General features: G+C 48.7%; 25 protein-coding genes and 1 riboswitch. Of the genes, 23 read left to right on the forward strand and 2 right to left on the reverse strand.

What is annotated here, in order from left to right; all coding sequences use genetic code 11:
• Positions 1–163: 163 nt before the first annotated feature.
• The 8 genes from tmk (at position 164) to rsmI (ending at position 6,046) form a co-directional block, all read left to right on the forward strand.
• Complete coding sequence (gene tmk / locus MKY59_RS00090) at positions 164–793, forward strand: dTMP kinase (RefSeq protein WP_236421357.1); 630 nt, start codon at positions 164–166, stop codon at positions 791–793.
• Between the two features lie 77 nt (positions 794–870).
• Positions 871–1,200, forward strand: a complete 330-nt coding sequence (locus tag MKY59_RS00095; protein ID WP_236421356.1) for a cyclic-di-AMP receptor — start codon at positions 871–873, stop codon at positions 1,198–1,200.
• Positions 1,201–1,593: 393 nt separating this feature from the next.
• Positions 1,594–2,037, forward strand: a complete 444-nt coding sequence (locus MKY59_RS00100; RefSeq protein WP_339275460.1) for a YaaR family protein — start codon at positions 1,594–1,596, stop codon at positions 2,035–2,037.
• A 9-nt stretch (positions 2,038–2,046) separates the two neighbouring features.
• Entirely contained in the window at positions 2,047–3,018 is a 972-nt protein-coding gene (gene holB, locus MKY59_RS00105; RefSeq protein WP_236421354.1) for a DNA polymerase III subunit delta', read from the forward strand.
• Positions 3,019–3,101: 83 nt separating this feature from the next.
• A complete protein-coding gene (locus tag MKY59_RS00110; RefSeq protein WP_236421353.1) occupies positions 3,102–3,902 on the forward strand; it encodes a stage 0 sporulation family protein in 801 nt (266 codons plus the stop codon).
• Between the two features lie 29 nt (positions 3,903–3,931).
• Positions 3,932–4,300 (forward strand): DNA replication initiation control protein YabA, encoded by a 369-nt coding sequence (yabA, locus tag MKY59_RS00115; protein WP_236421352.1) that lies wholly within the window; start codon positions 3,932–3,934, stop codon positions 4,298–4,300.
• 75 nt (positions 4,301–4,375) lie between these two features.
• Positions 4,376–5,164 carry a tRNA1(Val) (adenine(37)-N6)-methyltransferase gene (locus MKY59_RS00120; RefSeq protein ID WP_236421351.1) on the forward strand — a complete coding sequence of 263 codons (789 nt, stop codon included), beginning with the start codon at positions 4,376–4,378 and terminating at the stop codon, positions 5,162–5,164.
• Entirely contained in the window at positions 5,165–6,046 is an 882-nt protein-coding gene (gene rsmI, locus MKY59_RS00125) for a 16S rRNA (cytidine(1402)-2'-O)-methyltransferase (protein WP_236421350.1), read from the forward strand. It abuts the gene before it with no gap.
• A gap of 280 nt (positions 6,047–6,326) precedes the next feature.
• Here the strand turns inward: rsmI and MKY59_RS00130 are convergent, their stop codons facing one another.
• On the reverse strand, positions 6,327–6,581 hold the full coding sequence (locus MKY59_RS00130; protein ID WP_024633700.1) for an AbrB/MazE/SpoVT family DNA-binding domain-containing protein: 255 nt from the start codon (positions 6,579–6,581) through the stop codon (positions 6,327–6,329).
• Positions 6,582–6,939: 358 nt separating this feature from the next.
• Between MKY59_RS00130 and MKY59_RS00135 the strand changes: the two genes are divergently transcribed.
• The 13 genes from MKY59_RS00135 (at position 6,940) to MKY59_RS00195 (ending at position 19,711) form a co-directional block, all read left to right on the forward strand.
• Positions 6,940–8,217: an HD domain-containing protein gene (locus MKY59_RS00135; protein ID WP_339275462.1), complete on the forward strand. Its 1,278-nt coding sequence runs from the start codon at positions 6,940–6,942 to the stop codon at positions 8,215–8,217.
• 123 nt (positions 8,218–8,340) lie between these two features.
• Positions 8,341–9,111 (forward strand): TatD family hydrolase, encoded by a 771-nt coding sequence (locus MKY59_RS00140; protein ID WP_236421348.1) that lies wholly within the window; start codon positions 8,341–8,343, stop codon positions 9,109–9,111.
• 240 nt (positions 9,112–9,351) lie between these two features.
• A riboswitch (cyclic di-AMP (ydaO/yuaA leader) is annotated at positions 9,352–9,604 on the forward strand.
• A gap of 267 nt (positions 9,605–9,871) precedes the next feature.
• The gene (locus tag MKY59_RS00145) at positions 9,872–11,059 is read left to right on the forward strand and encodes a 3D domain-containing protein (RefSeq protein WP_236421347.1); all 1,188 of its coding nucleotides are present in this window, start codon (positions 9,872–9,874) and stop codon (positions 11,057–11,059) included.
• 150 nt (positions 11,060–11,209) lie between these two features.
• Positions 11,210–11,755, forward strand: a complete 546-nt coding sequence (gene rnmV, locus MKY59_RS00150; RefSeq protein WP_236421346.1) for a ribonuclease M5 — start codon at positions 11,210–11,212, stop codon at positions 11,753–11,755.
• A 5-nt stretch (positions 11,756–11,760) separates the two neighbouring features.
• On the forward strand, positions 11,761–12,657 hold the full coding sequence (gene rsmA / locus MKY59_RS00155; RefSeq protein WP_236421345.1) for a 16S rRNA (adenine(1518)-N(6)/adenine(1519)-N(6))-dimethyltransferase RsmA: 897 nt from the start codon (positions 11,761–11,763) through the stop codon (positions 12,655–12,657).
• A 90-nt stretch (positions 12,658–12,747) separates the two neighbouring features.
• Positions 12,748–13,641 carry a sporulation peptidase YabG gene (yabG, locus tag MKY59_RS00160; protein ID WP_236421366.1) on the forward strand — a complete coding sequence of 298 codons (894 nt, stop codon included), beginning with the start codon at positions 12,748–12,750 and terminating at the stop codon, positions 13,639–13,641.
• A gap of 152 nt (positions 13,642–13,793) precedes the next feature.
• Positions 13,794–14,069, forward strand: coding sequence for a Veg family protein (locus MKY59_RS00165; protein WP_236421344.1), 276 nt, complete (start codon positions 13,794–13,796; stop codon positions 14,067–14,069).
• 232 nt (positions 14,070–14,301) lie between these two features.
• Positions 14,302–14,478, forward strand: a complete 177-nt coding sequence (locus MKY59_RS00170) for a small, acid-soluble spore protein, alpha/beta type (protein WP_236421343.1) — start codon at positions 14,302–14,304, stop codon at positions 14,476–14,478.
• Positions 14,479–14,623: 145 nt separating this feature from the next.
• Positions 14,624–15,478, forward strand: a complete 855-nt coding sequence (gene ispE / locus MKY59_RS00175; RefSeq protein WP_236421365.1) for a 4-(cytidine 5'-diphospho)-2-C-methyl-D-erythritol kinase — start codon at positions 14,624–14,626, stop codon at positions 15,476–15,478.
• 95 nt (positions 15,479–15,573) lie between these two features.
• Positions 15,574–16,401, forward strand: a complete 828-nt coding sequence (gene purR / locus MKY59_RS00180; protein ID WP_339275463.1) for a pur operon repressor — start codon at positions 15,574–15,576, stop codon at positions 16,399–16,401.
• Positions 16,402–16,586: 185 nt separating this feature from the next.
• The gene (gene spoVG, locus MKY59_RS00185) at positions 16,587–16,871 is read left to right on the forward strand and encodes a septation regulator SpoVG (protein ID WP_017691372.1); all 285 of its coding nucleotides are present in this window, start codon (positions 16,587–16,589) and stop codon (positions 16,869–16,871) included.
• Between the two features lie 382 nt (positions 16,872–17,253).
• Complete coding sequence (gene glmU, locus MKY59_RS00190; RefSeq protein WP_339275465.1) at positions 17,254–18,651, forward strand: bifunctional UDP-N-acetylglucosamine diphosphorylase/glucosamine-1-phosphate N-acetyltransferase GlmU; 1,398 nt, start codon at positions 17,254–17,256, stop codon at positions 18,649–18,651.
• A gap of 106 nt (positions 18,652–18,757) precedes the next feature.
• A complete protein-coding gene (locus MKY59_RS00195; RefSeq protein WP_236421341.1) occupies positions 18,758–19,711 on the forward strand; it encodes a ribose-phosphate diphosphokinase in 954 nt (317 codons plus the stop codon).
• A 93-nt stretch (positions 19,712–19,804) separates the two neighbouring features.
• On the opposite strand, the gene MKY59_RS00200 is transcribed toward MKY59_RS00195, so the two are convergent.
• Positions 19,805–20,005: a hypothetical protein gene (locus MKY59_RS00200; RefSeq protein ID WP_236421340.1), complete on the reverse strand. Its 201-nt coding sequence runs from the start codon at positions 20,003–20,005 to the stop codon at positions 19,805–19,807.
• A 137-nt stretch (positions 20,006–20,142) separates the two neighbouring features.
• Between MKY59_RS00200 and pth the strand changes: the two genes are divergently transcribed.
• Positions 20,143–20,703 carry an aminoacyl-tRNA hydrolase gene (gene pth / locus MKY59_RS00205; RefSeq protein WP_236421339.1) on the forward strand — a complete coding sequence of 187 codons (561 nt, stop codon included), beginning with the start codon at positions 20,143–20,145 and terminating at the stop codon, positions 20,701–20,703.
• A 104-nt stretch (positions 20,704–20,807) separates the two neighbouring features.
• The gene (locus MKY59_RS00210; RefSeq protein ID WP_236421338.1) at positions 20,808–21,038 is read left to right on the forward strand and encodes an anti-sigma-F factor Fin family protein; all 231 of its coding nucleotides are present in this window, start codon (positions 20,808–20,810) and stop codon (positions 21,036–21,038) included.
• Positions 21,039–21,301: the final 263 nt, after the last annotated feature.

Here is a 21,301-nt window from a genome sequence, read left to right on the forward strand (position 1 = left end):
CAATGATTTGTACATGCCCATGAAACAATGAGTGGGCCTGATCATACACCTCTGGGCGCATGGATTCATAATGTGGAGCAAGAGACCGCATCCCATGCCAATGAACAGTCGCCGAATCAACCAAGAACCGACGCAATCAACGATATAGAAAGCAGGGAAGTATATGCAGGGCAGAGGTCAATTCATTACGTTGGAAGGAGGAGAGGGCTCCGGGAAAACGACGATGATCGCCAGCTTGGATTCTTATTTTCGTGAAAAGGGTACTCCGTATATAGTGACACGGGAACCGGGAGGAATCGAAATCGCGGAAAAGATTAGAGAAATCATCCTTAATCCTCTTCATACGGCAATGGATGCGCGAACAGAAGCGCTGCTGTATGCAGCCGCAAGAAGCCAACATCTCGCTGAAAAGGTGGAGCCTGCGCTTGCTGCAGGAAAGACGGTGGTGTGTGACCGTTTTGTCGATAGCAGCCTGGTTTATCAAGGCTACGCCCGCGGATTGGGCATGGATAACGTATGGACCATCAATCGATTTGCCATCGGCGATCTGATGCCTGACATTACGTTTTATTTGGATATCGAGCCAGAAGTCGGTCTGGGGCGAATTAATGCCCATCAGGGACGCGAAGTCAATCGCCTCGATCTGGAGAGTCTTGAATTTCATCACAAAGTGCGGGAAGGGTACCTGCTCTTGAAAAAACAATTTCCGGAACGCATTCGCATTATTGACGCATCGGGCACACCTGATGAGGTCGCAAAGGCGATGATTTTGTCGCTGGACGAGGGATATTGAAGGAGTTTGGCGAGTAATTGTCAAATATATTAGGCAAGGCATTTCCGAAATGCCAATTCTGAAGGAGGTAATGCAGGATGAAACTGATTGTTGCGATTATACAGGATAAAGACAGCAACCGATTGTCCAGTGCATTGGTAAAAGCAAACTTTCGGGCAACCAAACTGGCCAGTACCGGTGGATTTCTGAAGGCCGGAAACACCACGTTTATGATCGGTGTTGACGACGGTCAGGTTGAGAATGTAATGAACGTCATTCGCAGCAGCTGTAAGGTTCGTGAACAGCTCGTGACTCCGGTCACTCCAATGAGCGGTACAACCGATTCGTACCTGCCGCTGCCTGTGGAAGTGCAAGTGGGAGGGGCCACTGTATTTGTTCTCCCGGTAGACCGCTTCGAACACTTTTAATCGGATCAGAACATATATACCTCGGCGGAACAGTACCCGATATGGCATTTAAACCTTCTGCTACGCGCGGTCTGGCTTCCCTGAGAGTAAATTTAGACATACGTTTGTGTTATGATGGATATAGGCCATGAAATATAAATGTGTCTAGTGCCGTTAGCACCTTACGTGACTTCGTTCTCCGTCCAAAATGAACAAACCTGATCGGCCAGTGTTCAGCGGGTATCTTTTGGCTGGAGAACGATGACGGCTCGATGTTGTACGACGAACTCTTTTCTACCATTATATATAGTGTATTGAACGTCAGAAATCGAAAAAGGGTTTTCTTCCATGCACAGGCGCAGCGCGTACTGTGCTGATGGTCGATCACCTACTATAACAGAAGGCGGGCGTTTTATGAAAATCAATCCTGGCTTCAGGCCGATGCAGAGCGGGATCAGTTCGGCCGATACCGGATCCAAGCCGATTCAGTCTAAAAGCTTTTCCGATATGATGCAGCATCAGGGCGAGCGTGCTTCTCAGGCCGAATTGAATCGCAGGTTAAGCGAGATTCAGATGCAGGGTGAGAGGCTTGCCCGCTCTATGACCATCCGTGAACTGAAGGCGTATAAAACTATGGTTAAGCGATTCCTGGAGGAGACGGTTCGCCGCGGCGTATCGATGAAGGAAACGCGTGGATGGGATCGCCGGGGAAGAGGCAAGCGGTATAAACTGATTGATGAGGTCGATTCTGCGTTACTCGCCATGGCGGATGAGCTGTTGGAAACGGAAGAAGGCAAGATTACGCTATTACAGCAGGTTGGGGAAATTCGGGGAATGCTTATTAATTTAAGCTTCTGAGGAGGAAACATGTCCTTTCAACAAATTATGGGCCAGCAGGCGGCCAAGCAAATGTTACAGAGCAGTTTGAGACGACAGGCCATAAGCCATGCATATCTGTTTAGCGGCCCGACGGGCAGTGGCCAATTGCAGACTGCGGTTACGTTTGCCAAGGCTATTTTCTGCACGGAGCTAGAGGATGATGCATGCGGACATTGTCTTGAATGCCGTAAAGTAGAGCACGGTAACCATCCGGACTTAACGATGATTGCACCGGATGGAAGCACCATCAAGATCGATCAGATCCGGGATCTGCAACGGATGTTTTCATATCGATCAGAGGCAGAACACCCGAAAGTATATATTATTGAACAGGCCGAAAAAATGACGGTGCAGGCTGCAAACAGCTTGCTGAAGTTTTTGGAGGAGCCCCAGGTTCCGGCGGTAGGCATTCTGATTACCGATAATGGCCAGGCCATGCTCCCGACCATTCGTTCACGCGCACAGCTCGTGCCTTTTAATGCACTCCATCCTGAGGAAATGCTGCAAGCGTTGACGCTGGAAGGATATACTGGAAATCTGGCTCGTACTGCCGTTCACCTGGCTTCGGGACTGGAAGGATGTAGAGAAATCCTCCAGCAGAATTGGTTTGCAGAAATTAGAAACGTAATGTTACAATTAGGGAAGGAGTCCCTGGGCAGAGGCAGTACATCACTGATATCTGCGCAGCAGAAAATTTTTAAAACAGGACTCTCTGAGCATTTGGACATGCTGTTCAGCCTGTTCCATATTTGGTTCAGGGATATGCTGTATGTCCAGGTTGGTAGGCATGAACATATCGTTTTTATAGATCAGTTGGACATGCTGTCTCAATTGGCACATACCCGAAGCACAGAGCAGTGGGTCTCCTATATGGATTTGGCCGCGGCATGCAGGAAAAAATTGCGTTTCAATGTCAATGGCCAGCTTTGTCTGGAGCAATTTTTGATTGGTCTGGCATAAGACTTGTGATCACTTCGGCGGAATTGCCATAAGAATACAGGGCTTCAGACGAAGTGGGGTTGGCTTACGAGGGGGTTAATTTTTTGTATAGTGTAGTGGGTGTCCGTTTCAAAAAAGCGGGCAAAATTTATTACTTCGATCCCCTGGACCTTCCCATTGAAAAAGAAAACTGCGTTATCGTGGAGACAGCGCGGGGGGTTGAGTACGGTAAGGTTGTTGTTGGCAAGAAAGAAGTAAGCGAGTCCGATGTAGTGTTGCCGCTTAAAAAAGTCATTCGCGTAGCCGGGGAGACTGATGCCCGGGTTGTTGACGAAAACAAGCGTGCAGCCAAGGAAGCATTCGGTACTTGTTTAAATAAAATCAGAGACCATGGACTCAAAATGAAGCTGGTCGATGTAGAGTTTACGTTTGATCGCAACAAGATCATTTTTTATTTTACGGCTGAAGGAAGGGTGGATTTCCGGGAGCTGGTGAAGGATTTGGCCAGCATTTTCCGTACGCGGATCGAGCTGCGGCAGATCGGTGTTCGGGATGAAGCCAAAATGCTTGGCGGTATTGGTCCCTGCGGCCGCGTGTTATGCTGTTCCTCCTGGCTGGGAGACTTCGAGCCGGTATCCATCAAGATGGCCAAGGATCAGAGCTTGTCACTGAATCCGACGAAAATTTCCGGGTTGTGCGGAAGGCTCATGTGCTGTCTGAAATTCGAGCATGATAATTACGAAAGTGTAAAGGAAGAACTGCCGGCCGTTGGCAAGCTGGTTATCACCTCCTTGGGTGAAGGGAAAGTGGTCGCCATTAACGCAGGCAATCGTACGGTGCATGTTCAACTGTTCGAGATCAGTAAAGTCAAAGAACTTCCGCTGGATGACGTCGTTATCAAGTAAACCATTATAGGTTGCTTCGGGGTGGAAACTTGGAAAAGAAAAATCTGTTTACGCATATTCATGAGATGGAAACCCAATTGGGTCAATTGCACAGTGATTTGGGAGAGTTAAAAATGATTGTTAAGGAGCTGCTGGAAGATAATCAGCGGCTTACCATTGAGAATGAGCAGTTACGCAAACTGTTGAAACGTGAAACGCCGGCAGAGTTGCCTGTGTCCTCCGCACTCGCTCCGGTAGCGAGGCCTGCTGGCCCCGATCCGGGCGAAGACGTGGTGGGCGAAGGATACGACAATTTGGCTCGGCTGTATCACGAAGGGTTCCATATCTGCAATGTCTATTATGGCCATTTGCGAACGGAAGGCGATTGTCTGTTCTGCCTGTCTTTTCTTAATAAATGATGTGACCGTAGGGAAGAGCCCCTACGGTTTTTTTTCAAGGTTGGAAACATTGAAGGATAGTATACCGGAGGATGAATGCAATTGACGAAGGTGAATTCAGTGCCACTATACGAGTCTGAACGGCTTGACGATCTGTTGACGCATGATCTGAACATTATACAAAGCGATGAAGTTTTCAGTTTTTCCATGGATGCAGTTCTATTGGCACGATTTGCGGCTGTACCCAAGTATGGGCGAGTCCTGGATCTGTGCACCGGAAATGGAGTCGTCCCGATTCTATTATCGACGCGAACGCAGGCCCGACTAGAGGGAATCGAAATTCAGCCGAGGTTGGCCGATATGGCCAGACGTAGCGTGCAGTTGAATGGTCTGGAAGACATCATTACAATCCACGAGGGAGATCTGCGCGATTGGGTGAAACAAACCGGGCATGATGTCTATGATGCGATTACCGTGAACCCTCCTTACATGCCCTTAAACGGAAGCGACATCAAGGTCAATGTACATCAGGCCATGGCAAGACATGAATTGGGATGTACGTTGGAGGAGGTCATTCAGGCGTGTACCCGTTTGGTTCGTCATGGAGGCAAGGTGTTCATGGTACATCGACCACAGCGGCTTGCTGAAATAATATCGCTCATGAGGCAGTACCGGCTTGAACCGAAACGGATCCGTTTGGTACATCCACGCGCCCATCTTGAAGCCAATATGGTATTGATCGAGGCACACAAGGGAGGCAAGCCTGAAGTAAGGATGCTGCCGCCGCTCATTGTTTATAATGAAGAGGGGGCATACTGTGATGAAGTTATGGAGATTTACTATGGCTCCACGAATTCGAAACTTGGGCAGGAAGGAGGAGAGTAAATGACGCTGCACGTTCAAAAGAGTTTTGCCGACCAACCGGAGCATTACGGCAAATTGTATTTGGTAGGAACTCCGATCGGTAATTTGGATGACATGACCTTCCGTGCGATCAAGACACTTCAGAGCTGCGACATTATTGCAGCAGAGGACACGAGGCAAACGCGAAAATTGTTGACCCATTTCGAAATTACGCCATCCATGCTGTTCAGCTATCATGAGCACAATAAGGTGGCCAGCGGGCCTGAACTGATACGCTATATAATAGAAGGAAAAAATTTGGCGCTGGTTAGCGATGCCGGTTTGCCGGCCATTTCCGACCCTGGTTCCGACCTGGTCAAGCTGGCTCTTGAAGCCGGAATTAGCGTTGTTCCCATCCCGGGCCCCAATGCCGCGTTGTCGGCGCTCATGGTGTCAGGACTATCGACGGAACGCTTTACTTTTGGCGGATTCCTCCCGCGAGAGAAAAAGGACATGCGCAAAGTGCTGGAAGGGTTCAATGAATCCAATGGAACGTTGCTGTTCTATGAATCGCCGCACCGTATACGCAAAACGTTATCCGTCCTGGAAGAGCTGCTCGGCGATCGTTCGGTTGTGCTTGCACGTGAACTGACGAAACGGCATGAGGAATTTGCGAGGGGAAGTATTAGCGAGTGCATGGAATGGCTGGATGAGCACCCTCCGCTTGGAGAGTACTGCCTTCTGGTGGAGGGCATTCGGGAGGAAGAGCGCAAGGCGGAGCGAGAAGCATGGTGGCAGCAAATGTCCTTGGAGGAACACGTCAGCCATTATGAATCAGAAGGATTCAACCGGAAAGACGCGATGAAAAAAACGGCGACGGACCGAGGCTTATCGAAACGCGAGGTATACAATGCTTTGGTATAATGGTTTGCATGTTCCTGAAAAAGGAGAACATATCCTTAAAATGGATGACTTTCAACCTTAATGTAATATTAAAGAAACATGAAAAAAGGAAGCGACGAAAAAAAATTTTTTCATCGTTTCCTTTGAAGATTACGGGGTAATGCCCTAAGACAGGATCGAGCGGTTTGGGCAGCTCCAAAAAAAAGACCTTCCAACGATGGGGTTCACATCGGGAAGGCAACCAAGGAATATAAAAAGGTTAGAATTAACAATGTTATAAGTCCATTATACCTGATCTTTCTTATTTTGTCACAGGTGCAGGGATTTCAGAAATACATTCGTTGCAAACAATTTTACCTTTGAAGTATGTCACGTTTTCGGCATTTCCGCAGAAGATGCATGCTGGCTCATATTTTTTCAGCATGATGCGTTCGCCATCAACGTAAATTTCAAGAGCATCTTTCTCGCCGATACCCAGAGTACGACGCAATTCGATTGGAATAACTACCCGTCCCAGTTCGTCTACTTTTCTTACAATACCTGTTGATTTCATCATTATAATCAGTGCTCCTCTCAACTAACTATCAGTAGTTCAGTGTCATTATTCGACATTATTTTATGTTTTATGATACTCATCATACCAACGATTCCCAAAACAGTCAACCTTAAAATTTGCTTAAAATTAAGGTTATTTTTGATAAGGTAACGGTGGGCAAGGGATTGGGGCAGTTTTTTCGCAAATAGACACGAAGTTCGGCTTTGTCGATTTGGAAGACGACAAAATCACTGTATTCGACATAATTCGTCATTGTTTGTCGAATGGTTGATGTGCTTTTCGCCAAAATCCAATAAACTGCAGTAACAAACGTATCGTAGACTTAGATCAGGAAATCATCTTAAAGGAGTGAGTTAACATGGAGCAGCGCTTGACGGAAGAAAAGGTGTTTAAAGATCCCGTACATAATTACATTCATGTGCAAGATCCAATCATTTGGCAATTGATCAACACGCCCGAGTTCCAACGGCTGCGTCGCATCCGTCAGTTAGGGACATCCTATCTCACGTTTCATGGTGCGGAACATAGCCGGTTTTCCCACTCGCTTGGCGTATACGAGATTACGCGCAAAATCATCTCGCAGTTTGAACGAAGCCATTATCCGGATTGGCCAAAAGAAGAAAAGATTGTGGCCCTTTGTGCAGCATTGCTGCATGATCTGGGGCACGGTCCATTTTCCCATTCCATTGAAGAGGCATTCGATATGCATCATGAAGATTGGACCTGTCGTATTATTCTTGGCGATACCGAAGTGGGGGCGATTCTGAGAAGGTATGCTTCCGACTTTCCGGAGAAAGTCGCTTCCGTGATTCAGAAAACATACGACAAACCTATTGTGGTCAATTTGATCACAAGCCCTCTGGATGCGGACCGAATGGATTATTTGCTGCGCGACGCCTATTTTACGGGCGTAAATTATGGGACGATCGACCTTGATCGAATTTTGCGAATGTTGAGGCCCTACCATGGCAGAATCGTCGTCAAGGAGTCGGGCATGCATGCGGTGGAAGATTACCTGATGTCCCGTTATCAGATGTACTGGCAGATCTATTTCCATCCGGTAACACGAAGCTCTGAAATCATTCTTAGGCAAATATTCAAACGGGCCAAACAACTGATGAAGCAGAATTTTAACTTCCGTTTCATGCTGGATCCCCTGCCGCAGCTGTTTGAGGGGTCGCTCTCGGTCAAGGAGTATTTGCAATTGGATGAAGCGCTCATCCAGACCGCCTTTATGCAATGGCGTCAGGAGAACGATGCCATTCTTCGAGAACTGTGCGAACGCTTCATGGATCGCAGGTTGTACAAATACGTAGAGATTGAACAGCATGACGTAGCGTTGATGGATGACATTCGGAAGGCCTTCGCCGAAGTGGGACTGGAGCCCGAATACGATGTCGAAATTGATTTTCCAACTGATCTTCCGTATGATGTGTTTCGTCCGGACGAATCGACGGAGAAACAGATTTTGCTGCTGGATCGCCAAGATAAATTGCATGAATTATCCGAGGTATCCGATATTGTGCGTTCGATTAGCGGCATACAGCGTGGAAAGCATCATCTGTATTATCCGCAGGATAAAGTGGATGCCGTTCTTCACCATCTTCCAGCCCATATACGCCGTTATTTTTCTTGAAGCTGCACTTATTTTTTTTATGATACAGTAATCTGCTTTAATGGAGAGTAAATGTAGATCGACATAATTTTGTAATTCATTATTTTTTTCCGGACAGACCATTAAGGAGAAGGAGATGTAACCATGATGTTATTCGACACTCACACGCACCTGGATGCGCCGCAATTCGACGAGGATAGGGAGGAGGTCATTCAACGTGCTGTCGACGCTGGCGTCGGACGCATGATTAATGTCGGTTTTAATCGGGAAACTATTCCATCCACCATGAAGCTTGCCGAAACGTACGAGTTTATCTACGCCGCGGTCGGATGGCATCCCCAAGATGCCATCACCATGCAGGAGGGCGACCTGGAATGGATCGCTGATTTGTGCAAACACGAAAAAGTCGTAGCCATTGGCGAGATCGGGCTTGACTACTATTGGGACACCTCCCCCAAGGATGTTCAGCATCGCGTTCTTCGCCAGCAGATCGGATTGGCTCGCGAGCTGAAGATGCCTATTGTCATTCATAACCGGGACGCGCATGAAGACATTGTGAGAATTTTGCGTGAAGAGAAGGCGTCAGAGGTCGGCGGTGTGATGCATTCGTTTTCGGGGAGCTGGGAAACGGCAAAACTTTGTCTGGATCTGAACTTTGACCTTTCCTTCGGTGGACCGATCACGTTTAAAAATGCCAAGCAGCCAAAAGAGGTACTCGCCAAGGTGCCGATGGACCGGTTTTATATCGAAACCGACTCCCCTTATCTTACTCCTCATCCATTTCGAGGAAAGAGAAATGAGACGGCTCACGTTCGCCTCGTGGCTGAGGCAGCTGCCGAAATCAAGGGTGTATCGGTCGAGGAAATTGCGGCAATTACGAACAAAAATGCCATGGGACGTTTTGGGATTCGTTGAAAATCGGAGTAATTCAGGTGAAAAAACGAGCTAGACGGAGTGAATTTGCTTTTTGATCCAAATAAACGAAGTTTATTACAATATTTTAACCAAATATTTAGAAAAACGTAGTTGAATGCTGCTTTACAACATGCATCGAAACAGGATATCATCTTTTCAGTGAATTGTTGCGTGGAAAAAGGACAGATGTTCGGGGGATAGCAAAAGGGACTCTTCCTTGAACGCAGCGTTTACTTTCATGAACCAGTCTCGCTGAGTCTCCGAACACGGAGAGCGGGGGAACCAATAGGGCTTGAATATCGGTGAAATTTCCCGATCCGCGTCATTCGCTGACCCAAAAGCAGCGGATGGACTGCGAAGCCGTATTTGATTTCTTCTTTGGGTCTCGGGGTGAATTCAAGGGTATCCGCCATGAGCGGGTGACCGGAGATAGGGCGGCTCTCTTTCGTCCGAACCCGACAGCTAACCTCGCAAGCGGAAAAAGAGAGGTAATCTCGTGCATGAATTTCCGATATTCAAAATCATTCGGAAGCCACGAAAGAGTCCTCTTAGCTCTTTCTTTGGCTTTTTTGTTTTTGAATAAAAGAAATGCGGTCATCATAGAGTTCTTTTTAGGATGACTGATCTCATGTTGCGAAGAAGGGTTCATGGTGCAGAGCCGGTTGTTGTTTTGACCCGTTCTGTAGAAAATTTCGGTATAGTCGCGTCAAAGACATCATGCATTACTTTAGACGGCGGGGCTATGAAGGAGGACGGAGAAGTGGGCGCATTCCAACCAGAGGAGACCCATGAGTCACGATCATCCAGTAAGTCTTACGCGTTGAGGTGGAAGCATGAGAACTTGCGTCAAATTGCGTTGATCGCTATTTTCTCAATCGCACTTACAATCATGATCTTGTTAGTCGTTTATGGTCAGGCCGGAAAACAAATATCACTGGTGATTGACGGCAAATCTCAAGAGGTTGAGACTCGTACAGGATTGCTTCAGGAATTGCTGGATGAGCAATCCATCACGGTAGGGCCTCACGATGAGGTATCCATGCCATTGAACGGGTCCATTACGGATGGCGATCGCATCGTCATCGAGCGTGCTGTTCCAGTTAATGTTACGGCAGACGGAGACACCAAGACTCTGTATACAACAGATGCATCGGTGGAAGAAGCCATTCAAAAGGCAGGCATCACCGTAGGGAATGAAGACAAAATCTATCCAGCCTTGGATACTTCGATCAAGAAAGATATGAAAATTCGCGTAGTGCGGGTAACAAAGCGTACAGTCGACGTTGAACAGCCGATCGCATATAAAGTGGTCAAAACGGCTGACCCGAGCCTGTACAAGGGTGACAATCGAGTCATTGTGAATGGCAAGGAAGGCACATTGGTGCAGCATATCGAAAAGGTATTTCAGGATGGAGAATTGGTCTCCAAAAAAATGGTCGGCAAGACGGTGACTACGAATCGCGTGGATAAAGTCATTGCGGTGGGAACCAAAGCAAAACCGGTTGTCAAGGAAGAGCCTGTGGTTCAAACCGTATCGGCCCAAACTTCGAAAACTAAATCGGCTACAACGGCAAGCTCGACCAAAAAGTCTGCTTCGGGCAGCAAGGTCATCACGGTTTCGGGCACGACGTTCAAATATTCCAAAGTCCTCAAAAACGTAACCATGACGGCGTACTCCGCCGAAGAACCGGGAATCGGAACCAAAACGGCTTCCGGTACGAAGGTAACCGAAGGACGCACCATTGCCGTGGATCCGAAAGTGATTCCGATCGGTTGGTGGGTTTACATCGAAGGCCTCGGCTTCCGTCGCGCAGAGGATACGGGAGGGGCAATCAAAGGAAACAAAATCGATGTTTATTATGATAGCGTGAAGCACGCCCTGAACTTCGGAAGAAAGAAAGGCAAGACGGTATATGTCATCGGTCCGGTGAAGCCGGAACTGAACTAAAATCGTTTTACTTTAAATAGGGAATGCTATAAAATAGTGCATGATTGAATCATGCGGAATATGCGGCAGTGGGAACAAATGCTTTCCACGTCGTTTGCCAGAGAAGAGGGTCCTCCTCTTCTTTTTGCGTTAGAAAGGGAGAAATCGAACATGATAAAAGAAGTGATCGTGGTGGAAGGCCGTGACGATACGGTAGCGATTCGGCGGGCGGTGGAAGCCGACACGATAGAAACGGGAGGATCGGCCATCAATGATCGCATCCTGAGTCGCATTGCGCTTGCCCAGGAGAGACGGGGAGTCATCGTGCTGACCGACCCGGACCATGCCGGAGAGCGCATTCGCAAAATTATTGCGAATAAGGTGCCAGGCTGCAAGCATGCGTTCATTCCGGAAGCGGATGCTACCCGCAAGGGCGATATTGGCGTGGAGAATGCTTCGCCGGAGGCGATCCGTCTGGCGTTGTCCCGCGTTCATACATCGTATGAAGGGGTTCCTAGCCTGATTGACTGGGAAGATCTGATCGAGGCGGGATTGATCATTCATCCCAGGGCTTCCGAACGCCGGATGCAGATGGGCAATCTGCTGGGTATCGGCTATTGCAACGGCAAGCAGTTTCACAAGCGGCTGGGCGTGTTCCAGATTACCCGGGAGGAGTTCCTGGCCGCTCTGGCAAAAATTGAACGTGAAGGAATGTGAGGAGCATGAAGGGCATGGAAGAACGGTTGGAAATTGCTACACCCAAACGCACGAAGGAAATTATCGCTCGACACGGATTTTCCTTCAAAAAAAGTCTGGGCCAAAATTTTCTGATCGATCAGAATATTTTGAATAAAATCGTAGACGCTGCCGATCTGGACGAGTCCAAGGGTGCATTGGAGATCGGTCCCGGCATTGGGGCATTGACAGAACGCCTGGCTCGCGTAGCGGGGACTGTAACAGCCGTAGAGATCGACCAGCGGCTGCTGCCGATTCTGGACGAGGTTATGGAGCCGTATTCCAACGTAAGAGTGCAGCATGGAGATGTGCTGAAACTGGATCTGGCGGAGCTGTTCCGCAATGATTTTGGTTCGGTGGACAAGGTAAGCGTGGTGGCCAACCTGCCTTATTACGTGACCACACCCATCATGATGAAGCTGCTCGAGGAGAAATTGCCGGTAGATCGCATCGTGGTCATGATTCAAAAGGAAGTGGCAGAGCGCATGGCGGCTGCTCCGGGCTCCAAGGACTACGGCAGCCTTAGCATTGCGGTTCAATACTACAGCGAACCGGAGCTGGTTTGCATCGTGCCGCATACTGTCTTTATTCCGCAGCCGAATGTCGAATCGGCTGTCATCCGGCTGAAGGTCCGCGATGAGCCTCCTGTTCGGGTTCCGGACGAAGCATTCTTTTTCGAAGTGGTTCAGGCTGCTTTTGCGCAGCGGAGAAAAACGATATCGAACAATCTCAAAGCCAGATTTTTCACCAAGGAAAATCGGGAACAAGCCGATCAATTGCTTGAACAGGCGGGAATTCAGCCTTCCAGACGGGGAGAGACACTCAGCCTTCAGGAATACGCAGCGCTTAGTACCGTTATGTGGGAAGCAGGCATTCGCGATTAAGCTCCCAGCCCCGTTCGTTCTTCACATTTTCGGTTTGGATGAACCAATCCGGGTTCCTGCCCATACGATGGGGTAGAGGTGATGATGTTGATGAATGTCGGAGATCTGGTCGTTCGAAGATCATATGGCGGAGACGTAACTTTTCGGGTAGAGGTCCTTCAACTGGATAAAGCGATCATCAAGGGAACCGAGTTCCGGTTGCTGGCCGATTCCCCGCTAGACGATTTGATACAGGTTACTCAAGAGGCGCAGAGTGACAAATCGAGACGCGCACATGTGAAAGCACACCAGACGCTCACGCGTCTGCAGCAAAATCGGATGGACCAGGCTGAACGAAACCGGGAAGGCCTGCTTCAAGAGTGGTCTGCCCAAGAGCCCGCCTACTTTGAAATGCCGGGTAAGGTGCTGCATCTGGACGGCGACCCCAATTATCTGAAAAAAAGCATGAATCTGTACGAACAGCTCCGCGTGCCGGCCGAGGGCCATTATGTGCATGAATCGGCAATGGCCGATACCTTGTACCACCTTTTACCCCAAGTGCGTCCCGACATTGTCGTGATCACGGGGCATGATGGAGTGCTGAAGTCCCGTCAGCCCTATGACCTGTATAGTCTTTCGAGCTACAAAAACTCCCAAAACTTCGTGTCTGCCATCCAGGTCGCACGCCAGTACGAACGCCACTTGGATGCACTCACCATCGTAGCGGGAGCCTGCCAGTCCCATTTTGAAGCTTTATTGCGGGCAGGGGCGAACTTCGCCAGCTCGCCGGGCCGTATACTCATTCATGCTCTTGATCCCGTATACGTGGCTTCAAAGGCAGCATTTACTTCGGTAAGGGAAACGGTGAACATGAATGATATTCTGCACAATACCATTAGTGGCAGCCAGGGAGTTGGCGGGGTGGAAACCCGAGGCAGCTACCGCGTCGGTTTGCCGGGGCTCAACGATTTATCTACGCTCAAAGTCAATCCATCGGTTGTGTAAGGGTGGGCAGAGGAAGTCCCAAACAGGGGCTTTTTTTGTTGCAAAAAAATTCATTGACAACTGCTTTTACAGGTTGATATAATATTTGTCTTTAATTTGACATTGACTGTAAAAAGAGGTATAATGGACAAGAAAAGAGGTGGTCGTCGACAATGGCTAAAAATACGCTGTTGGATATCAAACGCAATCTCGATGCTCATATCGGTCAGAAGATCATGCTGCGCGCCAATGGTGGCCGCCGCAAGACGATTGAGCGTACAGGAGTATTGGAAGAAACGTACCCTTCTGTTTTTATTGTCAAGCTCGATGAGGAACACGAAACCTTTAAGCGAGTTTCTTACAGTTATGCCGATATACTTACGGAGTCGGTGGAGGTCATGGTGGTTGATCCCGGCCAATCTACCGATAACTCCTTCATGGAGACGTAAGCAAGATTTGACAATGCGGTTTGCCGATCAGGCGAGCCGCATTTTTTCGTTTCCGGCATATTTCTCTCCGCGAAGACAGGAATGAGACGCAGGGGCACTTGGCATACTATGCGGACAGGCTCAAAACCATTTGCTTTACCCTTAGGTTTGATGCCTGTAACGGATATGCAGCATGAATCACTGTGGTGGTCTGGACTAATCATGGTTTAATTTATGCGAGGAGGACGATGGCATGAGTCGGAGAAGAAGAAGCGTAATGTCGGAAGAGCTGAAATACGAGCTCGCCAAGGATCTTGGTTTTTATGATACGATCCAGCAGGAGGGCTGGGGGGGCATCAAAGCCAAGGATGCTGGAAACATGGTGAAACGGGCCATCCAGATGGCAGAGCAGGCGGCGCGCAAATCGTAAGTGGTTTAAAAGCTAAAGGGCGGGGGAATCCGTTAGGAGCACCTCGCTTTTTCCCCATACATGGCGAATGGCAATGACTTGACAGTCCCATTTTGATATAATATGTTAAGTTGTCTTAGGGAAAAGGTGAGGACGGGTGAACGCCTTGAAAATTTACGAAAAAGCGCCTGCTAAAATCAATTTGATGCTGGACGTCTTACATAAACGAAGCGATGGATTTCATGAAGTGGAAATGATCATGACGATGGTTGATCTTGCCGACCGGTTGGAAATGTCGGAGCTTCCACGCGACACGATCGTCATTTCCAGTCAGGCAGGGTATATCCCGCTGGATGAGAAAAATTTGGCTTTTCAAGCAGCCCGATTGATCAAGGAGCGTTATGACGTCAAGACCGGCGTGCACATCCATCTGGATAAAAAAATTCCGGTGGCGGCAGGGCTCGCCGGAGGGAGCAGCGATGCAGCGGCTGCCCTGCGCGGCTTGAACCGTCTCTGGAAGCTGGATATCCCCGACACAGAGCTCTGGAAGCTCGGGGCCGAGCTAGGGTCGGACGTTCCGTTCTGCATTACGGGAGGAACAGCGCTCGCCACAGGCCGGGGAGAGAAGCTTCGGGCGATTCCGAATCCGCCGCAGTGTTGGGTCGTTTTGGCCAAACCGCCTATTAACGTATCCACAGCGGACGTATATGGGCGATTCCGCAGCGACAAAATCGTTCGGCATCCAAGTGCGGAGAAAATGGAGCAAGCCATACGTAATGAATCATTCCCTGAGGTGTGCGCACAATTAGGAAACGTGCTTGAGGACGTGACGCTGCGGCTGTATCCTGAAGTCCGGCATCTGAAGGAAGCCATGATCCGGCTTGGGGCGGATGGAGTTCTTATGTCGGGGAGCGGTCCAACCGTATTCGGGCTTGTCTCGAAGGAATCGAAGGTTGCCCGCATATACAACGGGCTTCGCGGTTTCTGCAAAGAAGTGTATGCGGTACGCATGTTGACTTAAATTTACATTTTAATGTACAAACACGTATAAAGGTGTTATATTTTTAGATAATTATTCGGATTTGGATGTTTCCGTGATCGTGAGGATGGATCTCTGTGAAGAAATTAAAACGAAGCGCAAGGCTGGTTGAAATGACGCAGTACTTATTGGCAAGACCGCATACAGTCATTCCGCTCACCACTTTTGCCGAACGTTACGGTGCCGCGAAGTCATCAATTAGCGAAGATTTGGCGATTATCAAGGAAGTGTTCGAAGAAGGTGGATCGGGCGAGCTTTTAACGCTGGCTGGGGCGGCTGGAGGAGTGAAGTGGATACCGAAAGTATCCAGAGAACATGCTCTTCATTTTGCTGAAAAATTATGCAGTGAACTTGAACAACCGGATCGGATCTTGCCGGGAGGGTACCTGTACATGTCGGATCTTCTAGGTGAACCTTCCCTGATGAACGAGGCAGGCAAAATTTTCGCCACGGCATTTGGCGGTATGGATATCGATGTGGTCATGACGGTAGAGACCAAAGGAATACCGCTGGCGTATGCGACCGGAGCCCAACTTAACCTGCCTGTCGTTCTCGTTCGCAGGGACCATCAGGCTACGGAAGGATCGGCTGTTAGTATCAATTACGTTTCCGGGTCCCATAAAAGCCTGCATACAATGACCCTGTCCCGCAGGGCTATGAGAGAGCATTCCCGGGTCCTGATCGTGGATGATTTCATGAAAGCGGGAGGAACGGTTCAAGGGATGATCGACTTGCTGGCCGAGTTTAATGCAACGGTTGCCGGTGTAGGCGTTTTGGTGGAATCGGGAGCGGTGGATTCGGAGGAAAGACTGCTGACCGATTACGTCTCTTTGGCCAAGCTGACGGCGGTTGACGCCAAGAGCAGACAGATTTCCGTGAAGCCGGGGAACTACTTCGATCTGTAAAATGTTGACGGTTTACGTGTCGAGAAAGCTTCTATTCCATCGATCAAACATAAATACTGTCGAATTGTGTATTAAATAAAAAAATTCCTGATATTAGGACATTTTTATGGTTCTAAAAGAAGGAGTTCGTATATGCTGTGTGGAATTATACACCAAGTTCTGATGGAAAAAGGTGGTGAACACACATGCAAATTACGGATGTCAGACTCCGCCGAGTTAACTCTGAGGGGAGAATGAAGGCAATCGCATCCATTACCATCGATAACGAATTCGTCGTTCATGACATTCGCGTCATTGATGGCAACAACGGAATGTTTGTTGCAATGCCGAGCAAGCGGACTCCTGACGGAGAATTCCGTGATATCGCCCACCCGATTTCTTCCGGAACGCGCGAGAAGATTCAGGCTGCTGTTTTGACTGAGTATGACCGTGCTGCGACTGAGGAAGAAGTCATTGAAGAAGGTGCCTGAGAACATTATTGGGGTTCAAAGGAAAAGAGAGCCATGTCTTATGGCTCTCTTTTCTTTTTGTCCGGAATAAGATATATTCAGTATTGAGTTTATTCATGCAGGAGATCTGCGCAGCGACTGTGTTCCCATGTTTCGCATGGGTGATATGCGTGCGCAAAAATATATACGGCAGGCGTATTCTGAAAGCGTCGTGACATTCGAAGGCTTACAGATAATGGCGTATACGTATAACTGCGATGATCGGTGTCCGCGTTGTTACGTGTCATGACTGAGACAGTGGTTGATGAACAAGACCGGCTCAAGCCGGCTGAACGTTGCTCGTTGACAAGGCTTCGCAAAAGGGGATGTCAATGAGGATTTTCAGAACAGGAGGTCGTGGATTTTGAAAAAAATGGCAATCGTTCTTGCTGCAGGGCAAGGCAAACGAATGAAGTCGAAATTGTACAAGGTGCTGCATCCCGTATGCGGCAAACCGATGGTTGGCCACGTACTGGATGCAGCGCTTCGGGCAGGTGTTGAGCGTACTGTCGTCGTGGTTGGCCATGGAGCCGAAGCGGTGCAAGCCTTTTTGGGTACAAAGGCGGAATATGCGCTTCAGGCCGAGCAGTTGGGTACAGGGCATGCCGTTAAACAGGCAAAGGATCTGCTCGGAAGCGAGTCAGGATCGACAATCGTCGTTTGCGGCGACACACCGCTGGTAACCAGCGAGACGTTGCAAGGACTGATGGAGCTTCACGAAAGCCGAGGGGCGGCAGCTACCGTCTTAACGGCAAATCTGGATCAACCTCATGGATATGGCCGCGTCATTCGCAGTGAAGACGGGTCCGTACTGCGGATCGTGGAACAAAAGGATTGCAACCCGCAGGAAGATGCAGTGAAAGAGATCAATACGGGGACGTACTGTTTCGATAATGCAAAACTGTTTGCCGCCTTGGAAAAAGTGACGAACGAGAACGCTCAGGGGGAATTTTACCTGACGGATGTGATCGGCATTTTCCGTAACGAAGGTGAAGTTGTGGAAGCATACATGTCGGATGACATCGCTGAATCGATCGGAGTCAATGACCGACTGGCCTTGTCCCAGGCGGAAGGATTCATGCGCGAACGTTTGGCCAAACATCATATGCTGAACGGGGTTACGATCATTGATCCGGCATCGACATATATCGGGGCAGATGTTACGATTGGAGCAGATACCGTACTCTATCCGGGGACCGTTCTGAAAGGAACAACGACGATCGGCGAGGCTTGCCAGATCGGGCCGCATGCGGATATTGAGGATAGTGTCATTCATAACGGCGTGGCCATCAAACATTCGGTTGTTTCGAAATCCGAAATTGGAGACGAAGTGACCGTGGGTCCGTTCGCCAACTTGCGTCCAGGCACCAAATTGGGACGCAAAGTGAAAATCGGCGACTTTGTCGAAGTGAAAAATGCTACAATTGATGAAGGCTCCAAAGTGTCTCATTTGAGTTATGTTGGAGACGCCCAAGTGGGCAAAAACGTTAATATTGGTTGTGGTGCAATAACGGTGAATTATGATGGATATAATAAGGCAGTGACGACAATAGAAGACGATGCGTTCGTGGGCAGCAACGTCAATCTCATTGCACCGGTAACGATCGGAAAAGGAGCATACGTTGTAGCCGGTTCCACGATTACCCATGCTGTTCCCGATAACGATCTCGCCATTGCGCGTCCACGCCAAGAGAATAAAGCGGGCTATGCGGAGAAGATTCGCGGCCGTGCAAAAGCAAAGAAACAAGCGAAGTCCGAGTAAACTCGGGATATCTATATTCCTTTTTTCCTTCCGGAAGCCCGGAAGGTGCCGACATGTCGCAGACGCTTACAGATTCCAATGAACCAGCACGGAGGGTTTTTATTTTATGACTTATTTTGATTCGAAATTGAAAATATTCACTTGTAATTCTAACCCAAAGCTTGCCCATCAAATCGCGGATTATATCGGAATTCCTATGGGCGAATCTCACACGACCAGTTTCAGTGACGGCGAGATTCAAGTAAAACTCTCCGAGAGCGTGCGCGGCTGTCATGTATATATCGTGCAGTCTACTTGTGCGCCGGTGAATGACAATTTGATGGAAATGCTCGTGATGATCGATGCGTTGAAACGGGCTTCCGCCAAAACGATCAACGTTGTCATTCCGTATTACGGATATGCACGTCAAGATCGCAAGGCTCGTTCCCGTGATCCAATCACGGCGAAACTGGTGGCGAATTTGATCGAAAAAGCAGGGGCTACCCGCGTCATTGCCATGGACTTGCATGCCATGCAGATCCAAGGATTTTTCGATATTCCCGTCGATCATCTGCTCGGCGTGCCGATTCTGGCACAGTATTTCCGTTCGAAACAGATCGAAAATCCCGTTGTTGTCTCGCCTGACCATGGCGGTGTGGTTCGCGCGCGCAAGCTGGCTGACTTCTTGAACGCACCGCTTGCGATTATTGATAAACGCCGTCCGGAGCCGAACGTCAGCGAAGTCATGAACATCATCGGTAACATTGAAGGGAAAACGGCGATCCTGATCGACGATATCATCGATACGGCAGGAACCATTGTGCTGGGGGCAAATGCTTTGATGGAAGGCGGCGTGAAAGAAGTATATGCATGCTGTACGCATCCGGTATTGTCGGGTCCTGCGATGGAGCGTTTGGAAAACGCACCGCTGAAAGAGGTCATCGTGACGGATACCATTCCAATTACGCATGCCAATCCGACGAGCAAGCTGAGAGTGCTGTCTGTTGCACCTTTGCTTGGTGAAGCGATCATCCGGGTTCATGAGGAACTGTCCATTAGCAAACTATTTGAAATAGAATAAGGCTGTCTGCATCATCTAGAAGTGAGGGGTTACGTTTTCCAGTTCAATGGAAAATGTAACCCCTGTCGGCGTGCTAATAAAAATAAACCCCGATCAATAACCGGGGCGGGAAATAAAACGAAACCGGCGCCGATGGAACAGCGTGTCGGCAATTTCGACAAATTGATGGTCGAAACGTGTAATCACACCGATTTCTACGTGGGTATCGCGGTCATATACCTGCACAGGGGTACGAGATTCCAGATGATAGATGAAATCATGATGCTGAGTCAGTTGTCCATTGTCTTCGCGCAAAACCCGCTCACCTTCCTGAGTCGATGAAATTAGGCTGTGAAAGTTACAGCAAATTGGAAGTTCACTTTCCTGATATTATATGTAATATATCAATCGAAGTCTATGCTATATGTTGGTTACCCGAAGGAGGGAATACAATGAAATGGATTGTCGGACTCGGAAACCCGGGCTCGAATTATGCCAAAACGAGGCACAACATCGGTTTTATGGCGCTGGATCGCCTGGCGGAGCGCCACGGCATTTCCATCACGCAGAACAAATGCAAAGCGCTGATTGGAGAAGGGAATATCAATGGAGTAAAAACGGTGCTGATCAAGCCGATGACCTACATGAACCTTTCGGGTGAATCGGTACGTGCATACATGGACTTCTTCAAAGTCAGCCTTGAGGACATGATTGTGGCGTATGATGACATGGATACGGAGATCGGCAAAGTGCGATTGCGGTATCAAGGAAGCGCAGGCGGACATAACGGAATCAAGTCGATCATCCAACATGTGGGCACGCAGCAATTCAACCGGGTGCGTATGGGAATATCCCGTCCCGAACCTGGACATGCCATCGTGGATTATGTATTGTCGACGTTTATGAAAAAAGAAAAAGAAGCGCTTGAACAGACGATTGAGCAGACCTGCAATGCGCTGGAGTTCAGTCTGGACCATACGTTTGAACAAACGATGGCGAAATTCAATGGCTAAACCGCTCTGAAGCATTAGCGAGAACAAAGACAGATCGTTTCCAGGTTGAAATCGGTCCGAATGGGGTATGCTGAACGTATAAACCACGTGCAGGAGGCATAGATATGTCAGTGAATTATGTGTGCAGGCATTGCCGCACCTTTATTGGACGGATCGATTCGGCTCGAATCACGGAGACGCAGCTCGGTTTTCATTTCTTGACCCCCGACGAGCGGAGGGATATAATAGCGTATAATTCCGGTGGTGACATTACCGTCCGGATTACTTGCGATTATTGCAAAGAAGCTCTGGACTCCAATCCCGAGCTCAGTTTGCTGGCCAACCCGCTTCAGTAGCGGAGCTGGGCAGCAGCAATCAACCGATTACAGATGATGGCGGCAGCGAAATGCTCCACCTTTATAGCCTTGGCAGCCTGCTGAGGCTTCTTTTCGGTTTGGGTAAAAACAGTCTCTCCCCATAATAGGGAATCCGCATCAAACGGATTGTGGCAAAGAAACGGCAAATCCCTTATGATGGAACAGGAGAAAAAGGCAATGTTATCCAAATGTTAAAAGAACGCTTGGCTGCGTACATCATTAAGTAAGTTATAAGAGAGGTG

The organism is Paenibacillus sp. FSL W8-0426 (assembly GCF_037969725.1).
Lineage (GTDB): Bacteria > Bacillota > Bacilli > Paenibacillales > Paenibacillaceae > Paenibacillus > Paenibacillus hubeiensis.